Origin of the sequence: Streptomyces sp. UG1 (assembly GCF_049974585.1) — a bacterium.
Taxonomy (GTDB): Bacteria; Actinomycetota; Actinomycetes; order Streptomycetales; family Streptomycetaceae; genus Streptomyces.
In genome coordinates this window covers 40,082-63,972 of sequence record NZ_JBNGGG010000026.1, presented here as the reverse complement: position 1 = coordinate 63,972, position 23,891 = coordinate 40,082, and the positions used below count along the sequence as shown (strand labels likewise).

Sequence of the window (23,891 nt, the reverse complement as noted above, 5' to 3'; positions counted from 1 at the left end):
AGGGTGGGGATCAGAGGGTGAACGCGGCGCGGAACAGCTCCATGGCGGTGTGGCTGTCGCCGCCCGTGGGCTCGCCCGTCACTTGCGGGAAGGGGGATCCACCGACGGGGCGCGAGGCGCGAGGCGCGCATCCTTCGGGAGATAGAGGCTTCCCTGCGCGAGGACCGGCAACTCGCGGCGGAATTCGACGCCTTTACCATTCGGCCCGGCGGGAAGGCCGAGCACCTCTGGGTGTTCTGTTGTCTCGGCGTTGTCGCAGGATCCGCGCTGACCGTGTTCCAGCCCGCGCTCGGCGGCCTCATGTTCTCGGCGGTCGTCGCTATAGCCGTTATGTCGCGAGTCACCCGAGGCCGACGGGCTTGGACTGTCGTATGGGCGGCCACGGACTATTGTCGACGCAGGGTGACTGCCTCGCCGCCAGCGTTCGTCCTGAGCCAGGATCAAACTCTCCGTGAACAACTTCGAGTCATCCCAGCAGATCCACTCCCGCCCAAGCGGGTTGGATCATACTAAAGAAATCCATCTGCCACGCCCGCGAGGCCACGGTGACGGTTCAAACATTTGGCATTGAATCCATGGCACGCTATTCAGAGACGAGCTGTCACTGAGGCTGCAGCACCGGACAGCCGATTGATCAACAGGCTGGTCTACCGTCCTCCTTCCTACACCTGAGCACTGACCGTGGACGCGCGCTGTGACGTGCGCAGGCCAGCAGGTGACGCCCGGCGCTCGACGGCAGGACCGTGCTCAGGACGTGGCGTAAGTGGGGACGGTGGCATGCCGAGACCAGTGCGACCGCGCCGACGACGCCGGTGCAAGGCGACGAGGACGTCCACGGCATCGGGTCGGCGCGGGCCCGTTGAGCGGTGTCTTCCCTTGCGCTGGAGATGGCGAGAGCGTGGAGGTCACGGGGACAACGTCCTTCGCACGCCCGAACGGGGCGAACGGGGCACCATCCTCGGGCGGCGGACCCGTGTACCGCCCGTTGGCCAAGGGACATGAGCGCACTCTCCATCCTGCGGGAACTGCGTCGGCTGGCCGAGCAGACCCCGGCGCATCGGGATCGCCATGTCGATCTCCTGCGCGCCGTCGCAATCGTCGCCGTGGTGGTCGGCCACTGGCTGGCCGTGCACGTGACCTACGACGGGACGCTGCGCGGCGACTCCGTGCTGGCGCTCGTGCCATGGACGCGTCCTTTCACCTGGCTGTTCCAGGTCATGCCGGTCTTCTTCCTGGTCGGTGGTTTCGCCAACGCGGCCTCCCTGGACTCCCACCACGAGCAGGGCGGGGGCGCCTCCGGCTGGGTGCTGCGTCGCACCGACCGTCTCGTCCGCCCCACCACCGCGCTGCTGGCCGTGCTGGCCACCGGCGGCCTCGTGGCCAGGGGGTTCGGCGCCGATCCCGACCTGATCGGCACCGCCGTCTGGCTGGCCACCATCCCGCTGTGGTTCCTCACCGCCTACCTGGCCGTCATCGTGCTCACCCCGCCGATGCTCGCCCTGCACCGCCGGTACGGGCTGGCCGTACCGATCGTGCTGACCGCCCTGGTCGGTCTGGGGGATGCGGCACGGATGGGACTGAACATCCCCTACGTGGGAGAGGGCAACTTCCTGTTCGCCTGGCTGGCCGTGCACCAGATCGGCTTCGCCTGGCGGGACGGGCGGCTGCCCGACCGGCGCGGGGTCGCGCTCCCGCTCATCGGGGCCGGACTCGTGGCCCTGGTGTTGCTGACGGTGGTAGGCCCGTATCCGGTCAGCATGGTCGGGGTGGCGGGCCAGGAGATCCAGAACACCGCGCCTCCCACACTGGCGCTGCTGGCGCTGGCCACCGTCCAGACCGGCCTGGCACTGCTGCTGCACGCCCCGGCCCGTCGGTGGCTGCGCCGTCTGACCCCGTGGACGACCGTGGTGGCGGTCAACTCCGTGATCATGACCCTGTTCCTGTGGCACCTGACCGCCGCCGTACTGGGCGTCCTGGCGCTGTACCCCACCGGACTGCTGCCGCAACCCCAACCGGGGTCACCGGCCTGGCTGGCGCTGCGCATCCCGTGGCTCCTCGTGCTGGCCCTGATCCTCATGGTGCTCGTCGCCGTGTTCGGACGCATCGAGCGACGCAGAGGCCCTCGCCCCGGGCCTGGCGATGCGACCGGCGTACAGGCGGCCCTGCTCACACTCACCGGAGTGGCCGGCGTACTGGCCGGGCTGCTCGGCATCGCCCTGGCCGAACGCGGCCAGGGACCAGCCGGTCTGCCCACCTTGGCCCTGGCCGCCTACTTCACCGGGGCCGCCGTGCTGCGGTTCGCCCGCCGACGGCACAGCTGAGCCGGAGGGCCGGTGCCGAGGCTGCGGCCGGGCTCAGGTAAGCCCCCACACGGGCAGGGATGGTGGAATCAGTACGTTCGGGGAAGTCTGGTCGTAGTCCGTGCACAGGCCCGGATGGAGTACCAGAGTTCCATGCCGTGCTGCTCCTGCCGTCCGCGGGGGGCGAAGCGAAATGAAAGTCGAACTGATCCAGCGGGCTGCCAACGTGCTGTTCGACGTCCCGGACGACGTGCATGAGGAGATCATCACGCTCATCACGGCGGTGGCCCAGGACGCGACGGCACAGCCCCCGCAGCTGGCTGCGGCGTTCGGTGAATGGTGTTGGCTCGTCTACACCGTCCATGGTGACGTGATCGAAGTGCTGGACGTCGGCTGCGCCCGGTGACGGCAGCCTCACAGCCGCTCTCGGACGTCCCGGACAGCGAGTAGGAGCCCGCCAAACAAGCAGCGCAGCCCGTGCCAGACACGCCGTGGATCCGTTAGGTCATGCTCCAGCGGGGCGGGCCGAGAGTTGCCGGCTGGAGGCTCCACGCGAGCGAGCCCCGTCAGGATCGCGGTGAGCAGACATACGAGCAAAGGGCCGCGACAGTCCACGCCGCTCAGGTGGCCCGAGTTGCCGGGGCAGGGAGCCTTGTCACTGTCGGGTGCGTGTGGCGGCAGTCGGCGTCGCCAACCGCGCCCGGGGTACTCGGGCCGCTGTCCGCTGGCTCTTCCCGCCACCTCGACCGTCTCTGTGCAGGCAGATGGACGTGATACTGACGAGGGGATTCCCGTGCCCCGAGGCCACACCCGGTCACCGACCCGGATTCTCGCCTGGGCTCTGCTGGGTGCCGTGGCTCATCGGCCTGCCATGGTCGTCGGCCGCACAGCAGCCGACGGTATTGGCGGCGCGGGTCGACGACACCGTCACGCCGGTGATCAGCGCCTACCTCAAGGACGGGGTGCGCACCGCGGAACGCGACGGACATGCCGCCTTCCTGATCGAGATCGACACGCCGGGCGGGCTGCTGGAGTCCACGCGGGAGATCGTCCAGACGTTTCTCGGCGCGGACGTCCCGGTCGTCGTTCATGTGACGCCCTCCGGTGCGCGTGCCGCCTCGGCCGGCGCTTATATCGGCCTGTCGGCTCACGTCCTGGCCATGGCGCCGGGGACTCATGTCGGCGCCGGCACCCCGGTGACCGGGGAGGGCGAGAAGGCGAGCGAGAAGGTGGTCAACGACGCAACCGCCTTCGCCGTGTCGATAGCCGAGCGGCGCGGACGCAGCACCCAGTTCGCCGAGGACATGGTGCGCCGGGGCGTCTCGATCTCCGACCGGGAGGCACTGTCGACGGACGTGGCCGATGTCCGGGCGACCACACGCGCTGACCTCCTCGACCGGCTGGATGGACGCCGGGTGACGCTCGGGCCGGGGGACGAGGTGACCCTGCGTACGGCCGGAGCCCGGGTGGTGGGCCACGACCTTGGGTTCTTCGGTGAGCTGCGTCAGTTTCTGGCCAGGCCCGAGCTGGCCTATCTGTTCCTCTCCATCGGGACGCTCGCGGTCCTGTACGAGCTGGCCGGCCCCGGCATCGGCTTCGCCGGCATCGCCGGCATCGCCGGGACGCTCCTGCTGGTCCTCGGATTCATCTCGCTGAGCGTGCTGCCCGTCAACTGGGCCGGCCTGCTCCTGCTGCTCCTGGCCGCCGCCCTGCTCGTCGGCGAAGTGCTCACCCCGGGGCTCGGTGTCTTCGCCGCCGGGGGCATCGTCAGCCTGCTGCTCGCCGGGATGTTCCTCTTCCGCTCCGGCGTCGAGGTCGATCCGGCCGTGCTGTGGCCGACCGCCGTCGTGGTGGGTGCGGGCGCCCTGCTCGCCGGTCGCCTGGCCTGGCGGGCGCGCCGCACTCCGCCGGCCGGCGGACCGCAGGCCCTGGTCGGCCGGGAAGCCGTGGTGCGCCGCGCCGAAGCCGGTACCGGGCAGGTCCTCCTGGACGGTGCCTGGTGGTCCGTACGCAGCCGCGACCGGGCCCCGATCCCCGAAGGGCAGCCGGTACGGGTCGTGGACCAGGAAGACCTCACCCTCGTCGTCGAGCGCGCCGGACCGCCCGAGGACCGGCGCCCTACCGAAAGGGACCCGTCATGAGTTCGGCAATCGTCGCCATCGTCATCGCCGCCGCGGTCGTGCTGATTCTGCTGCTGATGGCCGTGAAGATCGTCCCCGAGTACGAACGCGGAGTGATCTTCCGCCTCGGCCGCATCATCGGCGCCAAAGGCCCAGGCTTGTTCGTCATCATCCCGTTCGTCGACCGCATGGTCCGCGTGTCCCTGCGGACCATCACCATGGACATCCCGCCGCAGGACGTCATCACCAAGGACAACGTCACCGTCCGGGTCAACGCCGTCACCTACTTCAACGTCGTCGACCCCAACCGCTCCGTCGTCGCGATCGAGGACCACATCAAGGGCACCTCGCAGATCGCCCAGACGACCCTGCGCAGCATCCTCGGCCAGGTCGACCTCGACGAACTGCTGGTGAACCGGGACGAGATCAACCAGCGGCTGCAGCGGATCATCGACGAGGTGACCAACCCCTGGGGCGTGAAGGTCACCCTGGTCGAGGTCAAGGACGTCGAGCTGCCGGAGGCCATGCGGCGCGCCATGGCCCGCCAGGCCGAGTCCGAACGCGACCGGCGCGCCAAGGTCATCCACGCCAAGGGCGAGTTCGAGGCCGCCGAGACGCTGAGCGACGCGGCCGAACGGCTCGAAAGGCACCCCGCAGCCCTCCATCTGCGGATCCTGTCCACGATGGCCGAGATCTCCTCCGATCGGAATTCCACCCTCATCTTCCCGCTGCCGATGGAGATCCTCCGCCTCGTCGACACGCTCCGCCCCGACATCGAAGAACGGCTGCGCGCCGCGCGCGAATAGGCCAAGGCCACTCCCACCGAGATGAGCAGCCACGCAGGCAGGCGCAGCCCGGACCGTTGGACGCCGTAGCGCACGCCCTCCCCCAACTCACCGACCACAGGCGGAACAGCGTGGCTTCTCGGCGTCTCCAGCGGAACCGACGGGCCACCGGCTTCGGGTGTTTCCAACCCGGGAACGGATTCACCGCAGCACTGCCGATCTGCGATTACCAGCGACTCCGCCTTCATGTTATTGAGCTAAACATGATTGATTCCCGCGAAGTATGTCTTATGTCGACTGGGCGACAGGCCATGCACGGCATCCCCTGCCTGCCCGCACCCGGTCGGGATGGAACAGGAATGGAATGGGATAGAGTTTACTCAGCAAACCGGGAAAGGGACACAGCCACATGGCCAAGCAAGTAATCACCCTGATCACCGACGACATTTCTGGTGAAACGGGGGACGACGTTTCTGCCCACACGTTCAGCGTCGATGGCGTTTTCTATGAGATTGACCTTGGGGCCGACAACTACGACAAGCTGCTTGAGGTGCTGTCGCCGTACATCAGGAGCGGTCGTAAGACCGGGGCGGCTGCGAAGCGCGGCCCGGTCAGGCGACGTGCAGCTGAGGTGGGACCGGACCCTGCGACGGTGCGCGCTTGGGCCAAGGAGCAGGGCATCGCGGTCAGCCCGCGCGGACGCGTCCCCAAGGATGTGATCGAGAAGTACAACGCTGCTCACTGAGGCGGCCCTCCCCGGGACTGAACCGTCCGCGCCAACCTCAGCTGTCAGCCGTTTGCCTGGCAGCTCTTCCACCAGCACACCGACCGCCGCGCAGATGTCAGCCGCCGGATACCGCACGGGATTCACGGCGCCCGGCTCCTCCCTTGCGACCTCAGCCTGATCGCCTTCCACAAGCAGCACCCGGACGCTGACTCGCTCGCTCATGCCATCCTCCTCGATGCGCTTCACGCGGAGCGGCGAATTCACCGCCCAATATCAGCCTCGCCTCGAAGCCCCGTGGACAGGAGATCGGCGCGGTGTGGACAGGGACCAAGCAGCCGACTCGCCTCCAGAACCTGCTCGTCGCTGGTGATGCGAACGGCGTCCTCCTCGCCGAGAGCCCGCCGGTAGGTCCTTCCTGTGCATGGACCCTGTGCTGGGGCCGCGGGGTCGGCATCCGTCCGGAGCCCGGGTCCCCTCAGTCCTCATGGCTCACACCGAGCACGGACAGGGCTTCTCGGACCATCTGGTGGGTGAAGCCCCACTCGTTGTCGTACCAGCTCATGACCTTCACCAGCGTGCCGTCCACCACCATGGTCAGGCCCGTGTCGATGACCGATGCCCTGGGATCGCCGATGATGTCGGTCGAGACCAGCGGCTCCTCGGCGATCCCGAGGACGCCGCGGTAGCGGTCGGTGGCCGCTTCCTCCCGGAAGAGGCCGTTGACTTCCTCGGTGCTGGTGGGACGGACGGTGACCATCGTGATGTCGGCGATCGAGCCGACCGGCACGGGAACCCTGATCGCCACCCCGTCGAAGCGCCCGGCCAGCGCGGGCAACGCCCTGGTGGTGGCCTGTGCCGCCCCGGTGGTCGCGGGAACCATGTTGACGCCTGCGGCACGACCACGCCGGACATCCTTGCTGGCGCCGTCGACAAGCTGCTGACCTGCGGTGTAGGCGTGAACGGTGGACATGATCGCCCGCTCGACGCCGATCCGGCGATCCAGCACCTCGACCACCGGGGTGATGCAGTTGGTGGTGCAGCTCGCGCAGGAGATGACCTGCCTGTCGGTCGGGGCCTGGTTCACGCGGTGGACCACCGTGGCGACCGTCTCGGTCCGCGCCGGGGCGGACAGGATGACGAAGCGCGCCCCGGCCTCAAGATGCCACCGCAGTTCCTCCTCGCGCCGGAAGACCCCGGTGCACTCCAGAACCAGGTCGATACCCAGATCCCGCCACGGCAGCCGGGCCGGATCACGCTCGGCGTACACGCGTACGGCGTGTCCGTCGATGCTCAGCATGCCGTCGTCGGTCACGGTGACGGGCTTGTCATAGCGGCCGTAGACGCTGTCGTGCGCCAGCAGATAGGCGAGGTTGTCCACCTCGATGAGGTCGTTGACGGCAGCGACCTGGACACCCTCGACCTCGCGCAGGATCTTCAGCGCGGCACGCCCGATGCGCCCGAGTCCGTTGATGGCGATCTTCGGCATCCCGGGACGTCCCTTCAGTGTTCGCTGGTGCTCCCTTGCCGTCGTATCAGCTGACGGTTGCGTCGGCAGACGGGGCTACGCCATCCGGACGCGCGGGCGGTCGGCGGTTACGGCGCCGGTGCCGTGCGTCGGTCCGCAGGCCGGGCGGTCATCGGGGGGGTTCCGGTCATGCTGATCCTTGGTCCGGTGTTCCACGCTCCGCTGTTGCTGGGAAGAACAGGAGAGGTTCTGGGGCTGGCTGGCACCGGGTCGCGGATCGACTTCGGCAGGTTCTGCGGGGAGGGCCATCCAGCACGGCGTCGGGGCGGTGCGGCCTCAGTCGACGCCGCGGTCGAACAGTTCCCTGACCCCCTGAGCGGTGAGTGCCAGCTCCTCCGGTGTGCCGGCGTCGATGACCAGCGCCAGTTTCTCGGAGGGCCAGCCATGGGCGAGCGCACCGAGCATCACCTGTCGATGTTGTGTGATCTGTGGGAACGCCTGCAGCATGCGTGCCTGCGTGGTGAACACCGGCACCAGTTCAGTGCCGTCCTCCTGCTCGTAGACGGGCAGGCTCAGCGTCCCGGGAGGTAGATCCTCGGCAGGGACGGCGCCAGTAGGGATCAGAACCTCACTACTGGCGAGAGTGTTCAGCTCCGTATCGTCCGCGTCGCCCTCGACCACCGCCCGAAGAGCCAACTGGACGGCGGGGGCAGCGCCATCAGGGAAGTAGTCAGTCACGGTCGTTCCAATCCGCGGGTCGGACGTGTCCGGGGACATGGCATTGCCCCCGCCGTGATCGGTTCGAGTACCCGAACTCTCACCTCTCATGTGCCCTGCTGCGACTGCGCGCTCAGTGAGCTCGGTGAGTCCCGGAGCACGGCCCCTGCCTTACGCGGCGTTTTGCGGTGACAGGCTCGCCGGTAGTGCGAGCTCGGTCGCCGGTTGACCTCCGCCCCCGACGGGAGTAGCTCCGCGCTGATGGCCCTGGGCAGCACAGACAATGGACACGTCTGGCCAAGGATCGCTTCGGTGATGCGGTCCCACACCGCGGCCGCGGTTGATGTCGGACGAGGACACGATCCCCACCAGCCGCCCCTACGTGTGACGACCTCGTCCATGGGGAACATGGCGTCCGCGAGGGTGGCATCCGCGCCGTCCCGTTCCGCGATCTCCTGAGCACGGTGGACGGTCGCCAGTCCCACCGGCGCCACGTCGTCGTCGGACACCACCGGGAACGCGGAGTGCCGGAAGCGGAACGCCGGGCCCTGCAGCAGTTGCGCGATGGTCAGCCCGGCGCGGGCGGACACCGGATCGGGTGTCATGGCCTGGCGTACGGAGACCCGGTTCAGCGCCGGAGGTGGCCCGTAGCCGGTTTCCGGTACGCCACCACACGAACGCCCGCACGAACCGACCGCCGTCGAGCGGGGCCGCCGGGAGCGCGCTGAACACGGCGAGCAGCACATTGATCCCGGCGATCTCTGCCCTCAGGCGCTTGCCCAGCACATCCTCCGTCGGAATGCATCCCGCGCCCCGTGTGCCCGGCCGGGAGCGATCAACGGTGCCCACTGATCCAGGGACGGGTTGTGGTCCACCGCCGACCGCCCCACCGAGAGCGCCTCTCTGCCAGGTGCATGTGCCGCCGCTTGCCGGTTGTCGCCTCAGGTCGGATCCCCGCACCCGACGAGCGGCGACTCCGCAGTTCACCGCGGAGGAAGAGGTACGGCGGGCACAGCGTATTAAGGCCGGTGAATAGGCGCTGACGGAGCGCCAGCCGCCGGCGCGGCATACCTGTCGAGATGCTGCTCATCTCATGAACAGAGCCACGTGATCCGGCCTGTCCACCCGAACCGCTCCGCGCCGGCGCGGTACGCCGCGGCCCGGTCGGCCGGCCTCAGACACCGGCAGGTCACTGACGCAGCAGTTCCCACACCATGAGGATGCAAGACGCAGCGCCCAGGGTCAGCGCGACGGTCCGCCGCCGCAGGTGCTGGTAACGGGCCTCGTATTCGGCGCGCAGTTCGATGCACCGGGCGGCGATGCGGCGGGTGGTGGCCTTGGCCATGTCCACACGGGCGCGGGCGTACTCCTCTTCGACATCGCGGCGCTCGTCGGCGGTGAGCCAGGGCAGCCTGTCGCAGAAGGCCGTGGCTTCCCTGCGTGCTTCGGCCAGTTCGGCTTGCCAGTAGAGGTAGCCGTCGAGCTGGCGCAGCCCGCCCTGGACCGGATCGTCAGGGGACGGACGAGTCACTGCGGTTCCCTGCCCGGGCCGCTCACGCCGGGAGCGGCGTTCTCGAGCTGGTCGAGTTCGGCCAGCTTGGGGCGGTGCATGTCGAACGCCGGGGATTCGGAGCGAACCCTCGGCAGGGTGAGGAAGTTGTGCCGCGGCGGCGGGCACGAGGTCGCCCACTCCAGCGAGCGGCCGTAGCCCCACGGGTCGTCGACGCCGACCGGCTTGCCGTACTTGGCGGTCCTCCACACGTTGTAGAAGAACGGCAGGATCGACGCGCCGAGCACGAAGGAACTGATCGTCGAGATCGTGTTCAGGGCGGTGAAGCCGTCGGCGGCGAGGTAGTCGGCGTATCGGCGTGGCATGCCTTCGACAGCCAGCCAGTGCTGGACGAGGAAGGTGCCGTGGAAGCCGACGAACAGCGTCCAGAAGGTGATCTTGCCGAGGCGTTCGTCGAGCATTTTGCCGGTCCACTTCGGCCACCAGAAGTGGAAGCCGGCGAACATCGCGAAGACGACGGTGCCGAAGACGACGTAGTGGAAGTGCGCGACGACGAAGTAGGAGTCGGAGGTATGGAAGTCCAGCGGAGGCGAAGCGAGGATGACGCCGGTCAGACCACCGAAGGTGAAGGTGACCAGGAAGCCGGTCGCCCAGAGCATCGGTGTCTCGAAGGACAGTGAGCCCTTCCACATCGTGCCGATCCAGTTGAAGAACTTCACACCGGTGGGTACGGCGATCAGGAAGCTCATGAAGGCGAAGAACGGCAGCAGCACACCGCCGGTGACGTACATGTGATGTGCCCACACCGTCACGGACAGACCCGTGATCGCGATGGTCGCCGCGATCAGGCCCATGTAGCCGAACATCGGCTTGCGGGAGAAGACCGGGATGACCTCACTGATGATGCCGAAGAACGGCAGCGCGATGATGTACACCTCGGGATGGCCGAAGAACCAGAAGAGGTGCTGCCACAGCAGCGCGCCGCCGTTCGCCGCGTCGAAGATGTGCGAGCCGAACTTGCGGTCCGCCTCCAGCGCGAACAGCGCGGCCGCGAGGACCGGGAAGGCGAGCAGGACCAGAACACTGGTCAGCAGCGTGTTCCAGCAGAAGATCGACATCCGGAACATGGTCATGCCGGGGGCACGCATGCAGATGATCGTGGTGGTGAAGTTGACCGCACCCAGGATCGTGCCGAAGCCGGAGAACGCCAGACCCATGATGGCCAGGTCCGCGCCGACATTGGGCGAATGCTGGGCGTCCGAGAGCGGGTTGTACATGAACCAGCCGAAGTCCGCGGCGCCGTTCGGGGTGAGGAAACCACCGACGGCGATGAGCGAGCCGAAGAGGTACAGCCAGTAGGCGAACATGTTCAGCCGGGGGAACGCGACATCCGGGGCGCCGATCTGCAACGGCATGATCCAGTTCGCGAAACCGGCGAACAGTGGCGTCGCGAACATCAGCAGCATGATCAGGCCGTGCATCGTGAACGCCTGGTTGAACTGCTCGTTCGACATGATCTGCGTGCCCGGACGGGCCAGTTCGGCGCGCATGAGCATCGCCAGGATGCCGCCGAAGCAGAAGAAGCCGAAGGCTGTGGTGATGTACAGCGTGCCGATGGTCTTGTGATCGGTGGTGGTCAGCCACTTCACCACTACATTCCCGGGCCGCCTGCGCCGGACCGGCAACTCGGTCTCATAGAAGTCCTCAGGTGAGGTGCTGGGTGGCGTCTCGGCATGCATGGCCACGGGGGCTCCTGGTGGTTCTCGATCTGGTACTGACCCGATTCCGGTCCGGCCATCCGGATCAGCGCACACTTGCAATGACTTTCTGCCGCACAATGACCCGCAAACCCATCCCCCACACGCTCCTGACACCCGATCGGAGACATGTCCTGGGCCATATGAGCGATGACTGCCGCCCCTAGGTTTATCGACCTGGCAGAGTTCCGGGCACGTGACGCTGGCGTTGATCCACCTAACGACCTCGTGCACGGTTGGCCGTGGCTCGTCGCTCAGGTGGCTCGTTGAACCGTGCATGGTCCGCGACGGCGGGCTGTGGAAGCCGGAGCGAAGCACAAGTTCGTCTTCGTCTGTCCGGCGGATCAGGGACGGAGCCACGCCGCGTCTCTGCGCTGCCGATCGCCCGCTCCGAGCGGCTAGTCGGAGGTGGTGCGCCGGTCGTGCGTTATGGCTTGGCGGGCGCGGTGGTTGGCGACGTTGATGCGGCTGCCGCACAGGCCGTGCGGTTCGGGAATCAGAGTGGCTTCCCGCTGCGTTCGGCTAACAGCCACCTCTTACGGCCCTGCTTCGTCCAGGAGACCTCTCCCATGTCAGAGCTAGAGATCGATGCCGTCGTGTTCGACGTGCTCGGCACGCTCGTCGACGAACCCGCCGGTATCCGCGCCGGCATTCGTGAACTCGACCCATCGCTCGACGATCCCAGGGTCGAGGAGCTTTTGGCGCTGTGGCAGCAGCACATCGACCACGAGCAACGTCGCATACTCGACGGCGTCCGGCCCTACCTCACGAGCGACGTCCTCGACCTGGAAGCCGCTCGACTCGTCGCCGATGCCGCCGGAGTCGACGACCCGGCCGCCGTAGCGGCGCTGGCCCTGTCGGGTCGCCGGCTCCCGCCGTGGCCTGACACCGTGGCAGGGCTCGCCCGACTCGCCGAACGGTTCCCGCTGATCGGACTCTCCAACGCGAGCCGGACGGCGCTGTTGGGACTCAACGCTCACGCCGGACTGCGCTGGCACCAGGCACTGTCCGCCGAAGACGCACGGACCTACAAGCCGGACCCAGCGGTCTACCAGCTGGCCGTCACCGTTTCCGGACGACCGCCGGAGCGGCTTTTGATGGTCGCCGCCCACGCCTGGGACCTTCGCGGAGCCCAGGGCCTTGGCCTGCGCACTGCCTACGTCACCCGCCCCGTCGGCGACCCGCCCACCTCCTCGGACGGGTTCGACCTGCACGCCGACGATCTGGCCGGCCTGGCCGACCAACTCGACCATGCCTCTGGGGATGTGTCCGGCGGGTCATCGGCGGAGCCAGAGTCGGATTGAGACGAGGGTGACGGTGCCGTGGAAGACGTAGGCGCGCTTGTCGAATCGGCCGCCCTTGCTGCCGCGGCGTTTGCGGTTGGTCCGCTGATTCTTCGGTTCGGGGATGGTGTGCTTGATCTGACGTCGTCGCAGCACCCCGGTGCGCTGCGCCGCACCATGACCACGCCAACGAACCGAGACCGAGACGGTCACAAGATCCGCCGGACAGGCCCTGGCGTGGAAGCGTCGTACCAGGACAGGGGGGAGTCACACGCTTCCCGAGCAGGAGGACTCCATGCCGGTTGCCGGGCAGATCATGCACCGAGGCGCAGAGTGCAGCAACAAGACGGAAACCCTCACACGCGCCGCCGAGACGATGAAACGACTGGAGGTCGGCGCACTGCCGGTCTATGAGGACGAGGGCAGGATGTGCGGCATCATCACCGACCGCGACATCGTGGTGAAAGGCGTCGCCGAGAGGCGCAACTCCGCCGAGACCGAGTGCACGGAACTGGGCCAGGGCACCCCGCACTGGATCGGCGTCCACGCCGACGTCAGCGAGGTGCTCGCCACGATGGAGCGGCACCGGATCAAGCGCCTGCCGGTGATCGAGAACAAGACGCTGGTTGGCATGATCAGCGAGCGGGACATCATCGCCCAGCACCTCAATGAGCACCAGATCGCCGAGTTCGCCGAGCGGGTGTACGCCACCGCCTGAACACCTTCGGCCACTGTGCGGGATCCACAGCCCGCCCGAGAGACGGAAGGACTTCACTCCAGCCGCTTGATCCGATCCGTCCTTCCTTGGCAGCATCCGCGAGCCGCCGGTGGTGATCACGACATGGCCGAGCCGATCCGGCGTGGTGCGGGTGGCCACGAGCGGGGCAGGAGCAGCGTGCAGCAGTCCTCGTCCGGCAGCCGTGAGACGTCCGCGGTGCCCAGCCCAGCACCGGCCGCAGCAGCGGAATTCGGGGGCGAAGGCACCGGCCGGCGGCACCCCCCGCCGGGCTGGCATTCCCGCAGGGAGTTATCAGTGCCGTCGAGTTCAATCGCGATGGGCAAAGAGCACATTCAGCGCATAGTTCGGCCCGGATGGGCAACTCAAGTGCACGGCAGTACGACGAGTCTGGAGGCCCTGCGATGGCGCAGACAGTGCGCGACGTGCCTGGTCACCGACCGCGACCTGACCGTGCGGGTCCTCGCCGAGGGCGGCGACGTCAACGGCAAGCGGGTGCAGGAGGCGTGCAGCGCGGAACTGGTCACCGTGACCGCGGCCGACCCGATCGACCAGGCCGTACGGCTCATGCGCGAGAAGGCGGTGCGCCGGCTGCCGGTGGTCGACCCCGGGCGCGACTGCGTGGTCGGCATCGTCTCCCTGGGCGACCTGGCCGTCGAACACGACCCCGAGTCGGCGCTTGGTTCCATCAGCGCCGCGCAACCCAACACCTGACCGCCCACTTCGGGCGGCGATCGGAACGGAGCACGGGCATGCAACACGACACCTTCATCGGCCAGGTCCAGGCACGCGCCCATCTCGACAGCCGCGGCACCGCCGAAGCCGCCACCCGCGCCACCCTGGAGACACTGGCCGAACGCATCCCCGCCTCGCTCGCGGACAACCTCGCCGCCCAGCTGCCGCCCGAGATCGGCGAGCACCTGCGCCGCGTCGCCACCGCACCGGACCAGCCCGACACCGGTATCCGGATGAGCTACGACGACTTCCTGGACCGGGTCGCCCAGCGTGCCGGCGAGAACAAGGCCAAGGCCACGCACGAGGCCCGCACGGTCATGGAGGTCGTCGGCGAGGCGACCCAGGGCAGAGTGACCGACAAGGTCCGCCAGGCGCTGGACGACGACCTCGCCCACGTCCTCTTCGCGGGCAGCACCGGCAGCATCACCTGACGGGAGGCGCCGTATGAACAACGACCGGCGCAAGGACGCCTACCTCCAGCAGTCCGGCCGCAAGGACGTCACCCCGCGACAGCGGCGACGCCTGGCGAAGAAGGCCGGGCAGGGCAAGGAGTAGCCGCAAGGGGCGTCATGCCACGGTCTGCTGCGCGGCGCGTTCGATGTCCTCGCGTTCCAGCAGGCCCAGCAGTCGTCCTTCCGGGTCGGTGACCGTCGGTGACCGGCACGACCTGCGTACCGGTGCGGGGCATGCGGTCCAGCAGCGGGCCGAGCTGCTGGTCGGCTCGGACGGTCGTGGGTCCCGGCCGCATGGCGTCTCCCGCGGTGCCGTCGGTCCGGGCGGCCGCGTCCTCGTGCGGGAGAAGGCCGAGGGCAACCTGTTCGGCGTCGACCACCACGCACCAGCACCAGCCCGTCCCGTCCAGCATCGCCCGCCAGAACCTCGTCCAGCGGCTGGTCACCGGTGCAGGTCAGGACGTTGCGGTCGGCCACGTCACCGGCCACCGGCACCGCGGTCAGCCGCCCCTCGTAGGGCAGCCCGGCGGCGAGCCAGTCGGCCTTGCCGAGGGCGTAGTGGTAGACGTGCATGAAGCCCAGTTGCTTCAGCCGGGCGGCGGCCCGCGGGCTCAGGTCGCACAACTGGTCGACACAGTAGACGATCAGCGGCCCTCCTCCTTCACGCCGCGGCCGTCAGCCGGACGGCAGGCGCTCGTCGATCCATTCCTGGGCCAGCTCGGCGGCCCGGTCCAGGGCGTCCGGATCGTCGAACCGGTGAGACGCGGTTCGCACCTCCCGCACGGAGTGCGGCGCGGGCACCCGATCGGCCAGTTCGCGTGTCGCCTCCAGCCGGTCGGCCGCCTGCCGGATCGCCGGCACCGCCTCCGGGTTCTGTCCGCCGGTGATGAACAGCACCGGTGTGCGGACCCGGTCCAGGACCTCGTCCGCCAGTTCCGGCTGCCCGGACCAAGAGATCACCGTCAACACCCGGTCCGGCAGATCCGCCGCCGCCCGCAACGCCACGGCCGCCTCCGCGCCCGCGGCGAACAGGACCACCGGCAGGGCCCGGGTGTCGGTCTGGGCCTTGAGCCAGTCCACCGCGGCCACCAGGCGGCGACCCAGCATTTCCACGTCGACAGGCTGTCCCTGCGCCGGCTCGGCCTGGCGGGCCTCGGTCTCGCTGAACAGGTCAAGTGAGAGCGTGCCGAATCCAGCCCGGTGCAGTTCGCCGTCGAGTGCTTGGACACGGGGGTGGGTCCGAGACGTGTGGACGCCGTGCGCGGACAGCACCACGGCGCGCGCCCCCTCGGGCACCACGAAGTCGCCGGAGAGCGTGAGCCGGTCGGCGGGCACCGCCACCACATCCGAGATCACGGAGATCACCTGCTTCCACAGCTATCGGGACCCCGGGCCGACTGCCCTTCTGGCCCCCAGGCCGTGTACCCAGCCCCGGAAGGCCCATCTGTGCTCGCGCGTACATGCGCGGTCCCGCAGTCCCGCGTCCGCCGCCGTGCATCGGCACCGGCAGGACGGAGGACCCGGCGAACCGGAGATCCCAGGGGGCGACTGGACCGTCCTCATCCCTCAAGCAGTACCCAGACTGCCGCGCGCTGCGGCGGCGTCCCGGTCGGAGCGGGCACGCCCACGAGCTGTCCCGTCAATGGCGCTGCCCGCCGACCGCTTGGGGCTGCACCCAGAAGACCGGCGACCGCGTGCGCTTCACCGTCCAGCCCGTTCAGCGGGGGGCCGTGGCCCGGCCCCGCTCGACCTCGTCCTGGCCGAACGGTTCGACGACGCCGTCGCATCCGCCACATCCTGATAGCGCAGCAGCACGCCCACCCCATCGGCCAGCGGCGTCTCCTCGGCCGGCAGCACGATCAGCTCCGCCCCCGTCCGCACTGTGGCGTGCACCAGCACCGCCTCGGCCGGCTCCTCATGGATCCCACTCGCCCCGAACGCCTCCAGCTCCGGCGCCGACAGGGCAATCTGGTCCGGCTCCGCCGCCGCAAGAAGGTGCTCGGGGAGCCGGGTAGGCGGCGTGAGCAGGATGGCCTGGGCCTGGCTGCGCTACAGGGCGGTGACGACGGCCCGAACGCCCTCCGACCGCGCGCGATGCCGGGCACGCTGCGCGCAGAAGGCCGCCATACGATTCCGGTCCGCCATGCTCATCCGCCCGCCGAGGGCGGCGGCGACGTGCTCTTCGATGAGGGCGGCGCCGGTGGTGGCCTCGATCGCGGTGCCGGGGTCGTCCTCGACGACAGACATGCCGTCCCGCAGGTGGCGGGGCAGGCGGTTGACGAGGACGCCGGACAGCCATACGTGGCCGGCGTCCCGGCGTAGCACGATGCACTCCGCGTGATGCCGGTCGGCCACATCCTTGCTCGCCGGCCACCATCCGGCCTCGTAGGCGAGCAGGACCTTGTCCGCCGAGACGTGCCCCTGCTCCTCGACGGTGTCGATCTCACCGGCGTCCGGCTCACCGGCGGTGAGGAACGCGCCGTCGCGGGTAAGGGCGACGGCCGCGTATGTAACGTCCGGTGCGTGCTGCACGGCGAGCGGCAGGGCGTCGGGCAAGCCGCCGAGATCGGATTTCCTCGTGGTGCAGGTCGTAGGGCGTCGTGGGTTGGGGCGGCCGTGCAGCAGCTCGTGCACGGCCGACGGGTAGCCGTGGAAGTCCGGTACGACTGGTATGTCCTGGCCGAACAGGTCGGTGAAGTCCGGCTCGTGCAGAGCGTGCGGGTGGCGCGAGGCGTGGCCAGCGCGCACAGGTTGACGATGTTGACGACGCGGATGCGTGCGCCTGGCAAGTGGCGCCGCGACATGTCGGCCGCGGCCAGCGTCTGCACCGTGGGGATGCCGCCGGCGCAGGCCAGTACGACTTCCGGCTGATCGCCGTCATAGGTCGACGCCCAGCGCCACACCGACGCTCCGGCGGCGCAGTGGCGGCGGGCTGCTTGCCCGCGACGACCACGTTGATTCTGCCGGTCTCCTCCAGCAGTCGTTCCATGGTGACCAGCAGGGTGTTGGCGTCCGGCGGAAGGTGGACACCGGTGACGGTTCTTCTTGGTGAGCAGGTTGTTGATGAAGCCCCGGGACCTGATGGCTGTAGCCCTTGTGTTGCTGCCGCCAGCCTTCGCTGGTCAGCAGGTAGGTCAGGCTCCGAGGGCCTCGGGCTGCACATCTCGGTCCACTGCGCCCCGCATCGGCACGCCCACGTCGCCGCGGCGAACCGACGACCGTTCCCGACGCCGCCAGCACGTACGAACATCGGCCGAAATCCGCGGAACCGGTCCCGCTCCGATGACGTGGCTGCTCAGCGCCTTGCGAGCCGACAACACGTCCGCCTCACCGAAACGGCGTACGCCCTGGTCATGGGTGCCCTGGAACTGGTCATGGTGCCCTGGAACCGGCCATCGTCGTCGGGTCGAGTCCGCGAAATTGAGCACGGCGGGCGTTGGTCACTGGCGCGGGTCCCGGTCGTCCTTTCGCAGCATGCGCAGTACGGCGCGTTCGACAGGCCCGTGGGTGGCGGGAGCGCCGTACGCGCCCTCGTCGCCGAGACCTGGCAGCGCGGCAGCCACCGTCACTCCCTCCTCATACAGCTCGATCACGCGCGGGTGGATGTAGGACGCCCGGCAGACCGCGGGAGTGTTGCCGAGATAGTCGGCCACCTCGCGCACAGCGCGGGCGATCGCACGCCGTCGGGCGGACTCACTGCGGGAGACGGATTGTGAGACCGCCAGTGCGACAGCGGCAAGGACGGTGGCGTGCCAGGTACGGAAGTCCTTGGCCGAGATCTCCACGCCGGCCACTTCCCTGAGGTACGCGTTGACTTCGTCGTCGCTCACGCCGTGCCAGGCCGGCCCGTCCCGGTAGGCCAGCAGCCGGTCACCACCGCCTCGGCGCCGCAACAGTGCGGTCAGGCTGCGGCAGGCAGCAGGATCGACGACGGACTGGAGCATCTCCTTGCCGGCCTTGCCCGTATAGCTGAACTGCACCGCGCCGGCCCGCCGACGGGACTGGTCGCGCAGCAGTGTGGTGAGGCCGTAGCTGCCGTTGAGTTCGGTGTAGCGGTCGCTGCCGATACGGAAGAACCCGAGGTCGAGGAGGCGTACGGCGGTGGCGAGGACCCGGCTGCGCGTCAGCCCCCGCTCGCACATGTGCTCCTCGACGGCCTGTCGTACGGCGGGGAGGACCTCGGCGACCTCCAGCACGTGCCCGTGCTTGGCCTCCTCCTGTTCTGCGCGGAACTGCGGGTGGTAGAGGTACTGTCGGCGCCCGGCGGCGTCGGTGCCCACGGCCTGGAGGTGTCCGTTGGGACGGGCGCAGATGCACACGCCCTCCCAGGCCGGGGGTATGACCAGCGCTCGGATCCGATGCAGCTCCGCCGGGTCGCGCAGTCGAGGTAGCGGAAGCCGCGTCCCTGGCGTCTGCGACGGTACCCCGGGTCGACGGGCCGACTGTGGAACAGGCGCACGCCAACCCCCTCGGAAACACGCTTCGATGAGCGGGGTTCGCATGCCGTAGTACCCGGTTCTGCCGCCTTCTCACTGGCGGGGGCTCCACGCTGCGGGTGACGAACGCTTGGGGGCCCGTCATGTGCGGGTACTCGGGCCGCAGCGGCGGCGAATGGCGCCGCCCCCTACGAGGGGAATGGCCGCATGACCCAGCATGTCCGCGACGTCATGACAACCGACCTGGTGACCGTCGCACCGCAGACCTCGGTGGAGGTCGTCGCCCAGATGATGCGCGACGAGGACATCGGGGCCGTGCCGGTCACCGAGGGCGACCGGCTGCGTGGGCTGGTCAGCGACCGTGACCTGGTGGTCCGCTCGGTGGCCGCGAAACGCGACCCGGGCCGGGCGACGGTGGCCGACGCGTGCAGCGACGACCTGATCACGGTGGGGCCCGACGACGACCTCGGCCTCGCGGTCGACGTGATGCGTGAGCACCCCGTGCGCCGGGTGCCGGTCGTCGACCAGGCAGAGCGCGCGGTGGGTGTCATCTCCCTCGGTGACCTGGCCATCGAGCGCGATCCCCGCTCGGCTCCGGGCGACATCAGCGCCGCCAGGCCCAACAAGTGACCGAGAGGAGGGCGTGTCATGACCACTCCCGACCCCGAGCCCCGACGAACCCCAGGACTCGAACCGGGCGGTCAGGTCTCCCCCGGTGAGACCCCGCCCGCCGAAGGAGGGACCCACGGCATCTCCCACCCCGAGCCGCCCGAGCTGCGCAAGGGCTGGGGAGCGATGCCCCTGACCGTGATCATGATCGTGGTGGCGCTCGTGGCGATCGGGCTGATCGCCATGGCCGTGGCCCTGTGACGAGCTCCGGAGCGCCACCTCGGAGAGGAACGGCACGATGTCCATGCCGTTCGACGCCCGGGCACGCGGCCTGCGAGGCGGACGGTCGGCCTCCGTCATCCGTGCCGCCCGGCCACTGTGTGATCACCCGCACGCCCAGCCGGGTACGACAGGGCACCGCGGGCGTCGGCGGCCGCGTCGGCAGCGTCACCGCCTGCGTGATCGACGGCAATGTGCGCGACGGCATCGGGTTCGGCAACGCCCCGGGCCCTACGTCTTCCGCTCCAACCGCATCAGCAACAACGGCCGCCACGGCTACTGGGAGCACAACCTCGCCGGCGGCGACCAGGAGCCGGTCGCGGACCTCGTGCTCGAGTCCAACGACATCCGGGACAACACGCTCGACGGCATCCGCGTCGACGCCGGTCTGCGCGACCCCGCGATCACGGGGAACCGTATCCGCAACAACGGTCGGCGGGCAGAGCGCCGTCGTCACGTTCAACACGTCGAACCGGCTGGCTCTGGCCCCGATGCGCCCGGGCGCCGGCACGGGCCGGCCCGAGGGCACACCCGAGCAGGTCTCCCCTGGCAACTACCGGACTCCCCCGGTCCGCGCGCCGGGCTCACCGCTTCTGCCACCGTCACCGGAGCGCAGGTGAACGGCAACCGGACCTGGGACGACCAGCGGTCCAGGACGCAGGCGCACGGCGTGTGGGTCAGGGACGCCGGCCGGAGGGGCTGCCGCGTCGTCGGCCACGCCCGGACGCCGACCGCAAGCGCGACAACGAGACGTAGCGCTCCGGCGGAAGGCGCCGCGAGGGAAGTGCCGCGCTCTGCCGCCGTTCGTCTGCGGCTTCGTCGTTGCGGGTCCGCCCCGTGCGGCGGAGCCGCACATCGGCTGTGACATCGGCGGTGACATCGGCGGTGACATCAGCCGCCGGTACGGCGGGCCCCGCGCCCCTTCAGGTGCTGCCAGGCCGACATGAGCAGGTCAGCGGCGCTGCGGCACCGGTTCCCCGGAGTCGGGACGCAGGTGGGCGCCCTGGCGGCGGAGCGCGCGCTGGACGAGGTGGTAGGGCACCTCGCGGGGGCTGCGGCCCAGGCGGACGGAGAGGGCGGCGCAGACTCCGGCCGCCTGGCCGGTCGCCATGGCGATGGGCATGACACGGTAGGACGAGTGCGCCACATGCGATCCGGAAATGCAGCGACCGGCGACGAGCAGGCGATCGGTGTCCCGAGGCAGCAGACAGCGCAGGGGGATGTCGTAGAACTGCCCTCGGGGGACGCGCTTGAGGACGGTGCCGCTGCCCCTGGGATTGTGGATGTCGACGGGGTAGGCGCCATGTGCCACCGCGTCGGGAAAGGCGCGCGCCGCGAGGATGTCGTGGCCGGTCAGGTGGTAGTCGCCGAGGATGCGGCGGGTCTCCCGTACGCCGATCTGGACGCCGCTCTGTGCGACGTACGACTCCTTGAAGCCCGGTACGTGTCGGCGCAGGAAGCAGTCGATCTGTGCCAGCTGCCGGCGGGCGGTGTACTCGGCGCGGCTGAGATCCCACACGTCGGTGCCGAGCACCCGGGTGACGCGGGTGCTGTTGACGCTGACCTCGCGGGGGTGCGGGGTGCCGAACAACAGCATGTCCTCGCGGGGCAGGCGCAGTTCGCCCGCCTCGGTGGCCTGCTGGACGAGGTCCCACAGCCCGTGCACACCCCGCCACTGGTCCGGGTGCTCACGGACGTACTCGGCGAACCGCGGCTGGATGAAGTCGACGACGCGGAACATCAGCGTCATCGGCTGCACCAGACCGTCCTCCGGCCTGCCGATCTCGTACGGCGCCCCGCAGGCAGCGGCGATGTCGCCGTCCCCTGTGCCGTCGATCACGACGGTGGCGTCGATCACGACCGGGCCCGACTTGGTCTCGAAGACCACGCGCCAGCCGTCGTCGTGGGGCAGGGCGGTGGAGGCGAAGGCGTGGAACAGCATGCGCACACCCGCCTCGTCGAGCAGGTCGAGGAGGACGAGTTTGTACGTCTCCGGGTCGAAGGGAACGGTGTAGCCGGTGTCCGGCGACGGTGGAACGCAGCCGCCGCGCTGGGTGAGCCGGTCCAGCAGCAGCCACAGGAACCCGGCCACCACGGGGTCGCCCTCGCCGTGATCGGAGGGCAGCAGCCGGCTGTCCCGCCCGCGCTCGTCGAACACCGCCTGTTTCCGCTCGTTGTGGAAGGACATCAACGGCATCACCAGTGCGACGGTGGCGTTGCCGCCGAGGAAGCCGTAGCGCTCCACGAGCACGACGTCCGCGCCGGCGTCGGCCGCCGCGTGGGCCGCGGCGGTGCCCGCCGGTCCGCCGCCGACCACCAGGACGTCCGTCCGGCCCCCGTGATGGGCCGGACGCGGTGGCAGGGTGACGGTCCGGGCTGGTCGGAGGGGTTCCAGGATCGGCATCTCTTCTTCCCGTCGGCTCGGTTCGGTTGCCTGTCCTCTCGGCGTCACGCCCGGTGCCTGCCCAGGTCGGCCGTGCCCGGCCCGGGGGTCACCAGCAGGCCGGTGTCCTGCGCCCGCCCCGCGTGGCACGGGCCGCCGTCGAGGCAGTCGAGGAGGGTTCCGGCACGGGCGCAGGTCTGGCCGGCGAGGTCCCGCAGCGCCTCGACGCGGCCTTCGAGGTCGTGTCGGCGGTGCGGGAACTCGTCCCAGAGCCGGTCCACCTCCGCGAGCAGCAACCCGGCCTGCTCCCGCGCCACACCGACCAGCGCGGGCGCTCCCGTGCGCCGGGCGAAGTCGAAGACCTTGCCGGAGTACGGCAGCGGCAGCACGGGCAGCCCGGACAGCGCGGCGAACATCACGACGTGCAGGCGCATGCCGACCACCATGTCCAGGTGGCTCATGAAGCCGAGAATCTGACCGGGGCGGTAGGAGTTGTGCAGGATGCGGCCCAGGTCCGGGCCGCTCATCCGGGACAGCACGCCGTGGGCGTGCCGGACGTCCTGGCGTTCCATCGGCACGAACACCACGTGTGCGTCCAGGCGCCGGGCGAGGAAGTCCGCGACGTCGGCGAGCAGCGCGTGGTAGTCGTCCTCGTCGAGCTTCTCCGCCGCCCGGCCGGGCTCACGCACGGACATGCCGACCAGCCGGGCGTCGATCGGCAGGCCTTCGTGCCGCAGCATCCGCTCGGTGAAGGGCTCCGGGGGGAGCAGCAGCGCCGGGTCGGCGGTGACGGTGAGTTCGCGGTCGACGCCGACTTCTTCCAGAACGAGCCGGGACTCCTCGTCGCGGACCACGACCTCGGTCATCTCCGGCAGCACGCTGCGCACGGCCTCCCGGTCGTCGGCCTCGCGCAGCGGGCCCGCGCCGATCGCGTAGGCGAGGGTGGGCACGCCGCGTTCGTGAGCGGCCCTCACCAGCCGCAGATAGCGCCGCGCCTCCCCGTCGTAGAGGATCCCGCCGCCGCCGAGCACCAGTAGATCCAGTCCGGCCAGGGCGTCGAGGACGGGTTTCCGCGGGACTCCCTCCCAGTCGATCACCTCGTCGGCCTCGGGCTGATGGCTCTGGGTGTGCTCGGCGTCCCGGCTGAACACGACGAGCCGCGCGTGCGGCCGGTGGGCGCGCAGGCAGCTCAGCACACACTGCAGGATCGCTTCGTCACCGATGTTGCGTCCGCCGTACGACCCGAGCAGGCCGATCCGCGGACCCGGCGGGGCAGGCGGCGGGTTGATCGTCATCCTGAACTCCAGTTCGCCATTCTGGACTCCCGTCCGACGCAGACGGGCAAAACCACGGGACGGCCGTCGATCAGTCCGTCGGCGACGGCAACGTCCGTCGAGTCCCCGTTGGAGTGCAGCAGCGACACCGTCGGCACCCACCTGTCCACTCCGTCGGCCGTCACGTCTGCTTCCGGGAACGAGTCGACCCGGGCCGGCCACGGCGCGGCCGGGCCGTACGGGGTACGTCCACCCCAGGGCCCGCCCGCCCTCGCCGGGCAGGCCGGCCGGTCCCACCGGGGTGCGAGACCGGCCGGGGCTGC

The 23,891-nt window shown here is 69.5% G+C and carries 21 protein-coding genes and 3 pseudogenes; 12 read left to right on the top strand and 12 right to left on the bottom strand.

Features of this window, described 5'->3' with window-relative positions; genetic code table 11:
* Positions 1-96 precede the first annotated feature (96 nt).
* The 6 genes from ACP4J3_RS27600 (at position 97) to ACP4J3_RS27575 (ending at position 5,950) form a co-directional block, all read left to right on the top strand.
* Positions 97-513 carry a DUF3040 domain-containing protein gene (locus tag ACP4J3_RS27600; RefSeq protein ID WP_426538833.1) on the top strand — a complete coding sequence of 139 codons (417 nt, stop codon included), beginning with the start codon at positions 97-99 and terminating at the stop codon, positions 511-513.
* Positions 514-998: 485 nt separating this feature from the next.
* Positions 999-2,321: an acyltransferase family protein gene (locus tag ACP4J3_RS27595; RefSeq protein WP_426538747.1), complete on the top strand. Its 1,323-nt coding sequence runs from the start codon at positions 999-1,001 to the stop codon at positions 2,319-2,321.
* Positions 2,322-2,493: 172 nt separating this feature from the next.
* The gene (locus tag ACP4J3_RS27590) at positions 2,494-2,706 is read left to right on the top strand and encodes a hypothetical protein (protein WP_426538746.1); all 213 of its coding nucleotides are present in this window, start codon (positions 2,494-2,496) and stop codon (positions 2,704-2,706) included.
* A 442-nt stretch (positions 2,707-3,148) separates the two neighbouring features.
* On the top strand, positions 3,149-4,441 hold the full coding sequence (locus ACP4J3_RS27585; protein WP_426538745.1) for an NfeD family protein: 1,293 nt from the start codon (positions 3,149-3,151) through the stop codon (positions 4,439-4,441).
* Positions 4,438-5,226 (top strand): slipin family protein, encoded by a 789-nt coding sequence (locus ACP4J3_RS27580; protein WP_426538744.1) that lies wholly within the window; start codon positions 4,438-4,440, stop codon positions 5,224-5,226. Before ACP4J3_RS27585 ends, ACP4J3_RS27580 begins: the two co-directional genes overlap by 4 nt.
* A gap of 388 nt (positions 5,227-5,614) precedes the next feature.
* Positions 5,615-5,950, top strand: coding sequence for a histone-like nucleoid-structuring protein Lsr2 (locus ACP4J3_RS27575; RefSeq protein WP_426538743.1), 336 nt, complete (start codon positions 5,615-5,617; stop codon positions 5,948-5,950).
* A 457-nt stretch (positions 5,951-6,407) separates the two neighbouring features.
* Here the strand turns inward: ACP4J3_RS27575 and gap are convergent, their stop codons facing one another.
* The 5 genes from gap to ctaD form a co-directional block, all read right to left on the bottom strand.
* Complete coding sequence (gene gap / locus ACP4J3_RS27570; protein WP_426538742.1) at positions 6,408-7,418, bottom strand: type I glyceraldehyde-3-phosphate dehydrogenase; 1,011 nt, start codon at positions 7,416-7,418, stop codon at positions 6,408-6,410.
* Between the two features lie 315 nt (positions 7,419-7,733).
* On the bottom strand, positions 7,734-8,135 hold the full coding sequence (locus ACP4J3_RS27565) for an SseB family protein (protein WP_426538741.1): 402 nt from the start codon (positions 8,133-8,135) through the stop codon (positions 7,734-7,736).
* 86 nt (positions 8,136-8,221) lie between these two features.
* Positions 8,222-8,719 carry a hypothetical protein gene (locus ACP4J3_RS27560; RefSeq protein ID WP_426538740.1) on the bottom strand — a complete coding sequence of 166 codons (498 nt, stop codon included), beginning with the start codon at positions 8,717-8,719 and terminating at the stop codon, positions 8,222-8,224.
* A 584-nt stretch (positions 8,720-9,303) separates the two neighbouring features.
* Positions 9,304-9,645 carry a hypothetical protein gene (locus ACP4J3_RS27555; protein ID WP_426538739.1) on the bottom strand — a complete coding sequence of 114 codons (342 nt, stop codon included), beginning with the start codon at positions 9,643-9,645 and terminating at the stop codon, positions 9,304-9,306.
* Complete coding sequence (gene ctaD, locus ACP4J3_RS27550; protein ID WP_426538832.1) at positions 9,642-11,363, bottom strand: cytochrome c oxidase subunit I; 1,722 nt, start codon at positions 11,361-11,363, stop codon at positions 9,642-9,644. The genes ACP4J3_RS27555 and ctaD overlap by 4 nt, the downstream gene beginning before the upstream one ends.
* Before the next feature lie 587 nt (positions 11,364-11,950).
* Between ctaD and ACP4J3_RS27545 the strand changes: the two genes are divergently transcribed.
* On the top strand, positions 11,951-12,685 hold the full coding sequence (locus tag ACP4J3_RS27545) for a haloacid dehalogenase type II (RefSeq protein ID WP_426538831.1): 735 nt from the start codon (positions 11,951-11,953) through the stop codon (positions 12,683-12,685).
* Here ACP4J3_RS27545 and ACP4J3_RS27540 read toward each other — a convergent pair.
* A pseudogene (locus tag ACP4J3_RS27540) lies at positions 12,659-12,817 on the bottom strand (IS5/IS1182 family transposase); the annotation flags it as partial. The gene ACP4J3_RS27545 and the pseudogene ACP4J3_RS27540 overlap by 27 nt on opposite strands.
* Before the next feature lie 142 nt (positions 12,818-12,959).
* On the opposite strand from ACP4J3_RS27540, the gene ACP4J3_RS27535 reads away from it, so the two are divergent.
* The 3 genes from ACP4J3_RS27535 to ACP4J3_RS27525 all read left to right on the top strand — a co-directional run bounded on the left by ACP4J3_RS27535 (position 12,960) and on the right by ACP4J3_RS27525 (position 14,566).
* Entirely contained in the window at positions 12,960-13,382 is a 423-nt protein-coding gene (locus ACP4J3_RS27535) for a CBS domain-containing protein (protein ID WP_426538738.1), read from the top strand.
* A gap of 387 nt (positions 13,383-13,769) precedes the next feature.
* On the top strand, positions 13,770-14,114 hold the full coding sequence (locus ACP4J3_RS27530; RefSeq protein ID WP_426538737.1) for a CBS domain-containing protein: 345 nt from the start codon (positions 13,770-13,772) through the stop codon (positions 14,112-14,114).
* A 38-nt stretch (positions 14,115-14,152) separates the two neighbouring features.
* Positions 14,153-14,566, top strand: coding sequence for a DUF2267 domain-containing protein (locus ACP4J3_RS27525; RefSeq protein ID WP_426538736.1), 414 nt, complete (start codon positions 14,153-14,155; stop codon positions 14,564-14,566).
* Between the two features lie 696 nt (positions 14,567-15,262).
* Here the strand turns inward: ACP4J3_RS27525 and ACP4J3_RS27520 are convergent.
* The 4 genes and pseudogenes from ACP4J3_RS27520 to ACP4J3_RS27505 form a co-directional block, all read right to left on the bottom strand.
* On the bottom strand, positions 15,263-15,943 hold the full coding sequence (locus tag ACP4J3_RS27520) for a dienelactone hydrolase family protein (protein WP_426538735.1): 681 nt from the start codon (positions 15,941-15,943) through the stop codon (positions 15,263-15,265).
* Positions 15,944-16,636: 693 nt separating this feature from the next.
* Positions 16,637-17,490: pseudogene (locus ACP4J3_RS27515) on the bottom strand (hypothetical protein).
* Positions 17,465-17,827 carry a hypothetical protein gene (locus tag ACP4J3_RS27510; RefSeq protein WP_426538734.1) on the bottom strand — a complete coding sequence of 121 codons (363 nt, stop codon included), beginning with the start codon at positions 17,825-17,827 and terminating at the stop codon, positions 17,465-17,467. Before ACP4J3_RS27510 ends, ACP4J3_RS27515 begins: the two are co-directional and overlap by 26 nt.
* 200 nt (positions 17,828-18,027) lie before the next feature.
* Positions 18,028-19,046: pseudogene (locus ACP4J3_RS27505) on the bottom strand (DNA topoisomerase IB).
* Between the two features lie 184 nt (positions 19,047-19,230).
* On the opposite strand from ACP4J3_RS27505, the gene ACP4J3_RS27500 reads away from it, so the two are divergent.
* A complete protein-coding gene (locus ACP4J3_RS27500; protein ID WP_426538733.1) occupies positions 19,231-19,653 on the top strand; it encodes a CBS domain-containing protein in 423 nt (140 codons plus the stop codon).
* 18 nt (positions 19,654-19,671) lie between these two features.
* Positions 19,672-19,893, top strand: a complete 222-nt coding sequence (locus ACP4J3_RS27495) for a DUF6480 family protein (RefSeq protein WP_426538732.1) — start codon at positions 19,672-19,674, stop codon at positions 19,891-19,893.
* Positions 19,894-20,863: 970 nt separating this feature from the next.
* Here the strand turns inward: ACP4J3_RS27495 and ACP4J3_RS27490 are convergent.
* Together ACP4J3_RS27490 and ACP4J3_RS27485 are read right to left on the bottom strand one after the other, a co-directional pair.
* Positions 20,864-22,315 (bottom strand): FAD-dependent oxidoreductase, encoded by a 1,452-nt coding sequence (locus ACP4J3_RS27490; protein ID WP_426538731.1) that lies wholly within the window; start codon positions 22,313-22,315, stop codon positions 20,864-20,866.
* A 44-nt stretch (positions 22,316-22,359) separates the two neighbouring features.
* Positions 22,360-23,589 (bottom strand): polysaccharide pyruvyl transferase family protein, encoded by a 1,230-nt coding sequence (locus ACP4J3_RS27485; protein WP_426538730.1) that lies wholly within the window; start codon positions 23,587-23,589, stop codon positions 22,360-22,362.
* Positions 23,590-23,891 lie beyond the last annotated feature (302 nt).

What these genes read in the sequence shown, in the direction of transcription:
- ACP4J3_RS27595 (WP_426538747.1), top strand. Translation starts at nt 999, where the DNA reads ATGAGCGCACTCTCCATCCTGCGGGAACTGCGTCGGCTGGCCGAGCAG.
- ACP4J3_RS27590 (WP_426538746.1), top strand. Translation starts at nt 2,494, where the DNA reads ATGAAAGTCGAACTGATCCAGCGGGCTGCCAACGTGCTGTTCGACGTC.
- ACP4J3_RS27580 (WP_426538744.1), top strand. Translation starts at nt 4,438, where the DNA reads ATGAGTTCGGCAATCGTCGCCATCGTCATCGCCGCCGCGGTCGTGCTG.
- ACP4J3_RS27575 (WP_426538743.1), top strand. Translation starts at nt 5,615, where the DNA reads ATGGCCAAGCAAGTAATCACCCTGATCACCGACGACATTTCTGGTGAA.
- gap (WP_426538742.1), bottom strand. Translation starts at nt 7,418, where the DNA reads ATGCCGAAGATCGCCATCAACGGACTCGGGCGCATCGGGCGTGCCGCG.
- ACP4J3_RS27560 (WP_426538740.1), bottom strand. Translation starts at nt 8,719, where the DNA reads ATGACACCCGATCCGGTGTCCGCCCGCGCCGGGCTGACCATCGCGCAA.
- ctaD (WP_426538832.1), bottom strand. Translation starts at nt 11,363, where the DNA reads ATGCATGCCGAGACGCCACCCAGCACCTCACCTGAGGACTTCTATGAG.
- ACP4J3_RS27545 (WP_426538831.1), top strand. Translation starts at nt 11,951, where the DNA reads ATGTCAGAGCTAGAGATCGATGCCGTCGTGTTCGACGTGCTCGGCACG.
- ACP4J3_RS27535 (WP_426538738.1), top strand. Translation starts at nt 12,960, where the DNA reads ATGCCGGTTGCCGGGCAGATCATGCACCGAGGCGCAGAGTGCAGCAAC.
- ACP4J3_RS27525 (WP_426538736.1), top strand. Translation starts at nt 14,153, where the DNA reads ATGCAACACGACACCTTCATCGGCCAGGTCCAGGCACGCGCCCATCTC.
- ACP4J3_RS27500 (WP_426538733.1), top strand. Translation starts at nt 19,231, where the DNA reads ATGACCCAGCATGTCCGCGACGTCATGACAACCGACCTGGTGACCGTC.
- ACP4J3_RS27495 (WP_426538732.1), top strand. Translation starts at nt 19,672, where the DNA reads ATGACCACTCCCGACCCCGAGCCCCGACGAACCCCAGGACTCGAACCG.
- ACP4J3_RS27490 (WP_426538731.1), bottom strand. Translation starts at nt 22,315, where the DNA reads ATGCCGATCCTGGAACCCCTCCGACCAGCCCGGACCGTCACCCTGCCA.
- ACP4J3_RS27485 (WP_426538730.1), bottom strand. Translation starts at nt 23,589, where the DNA reads ATGACGATCAACCCGCCGCCTGCCCCGCCGGGTCCGCGGATCGGCCTG.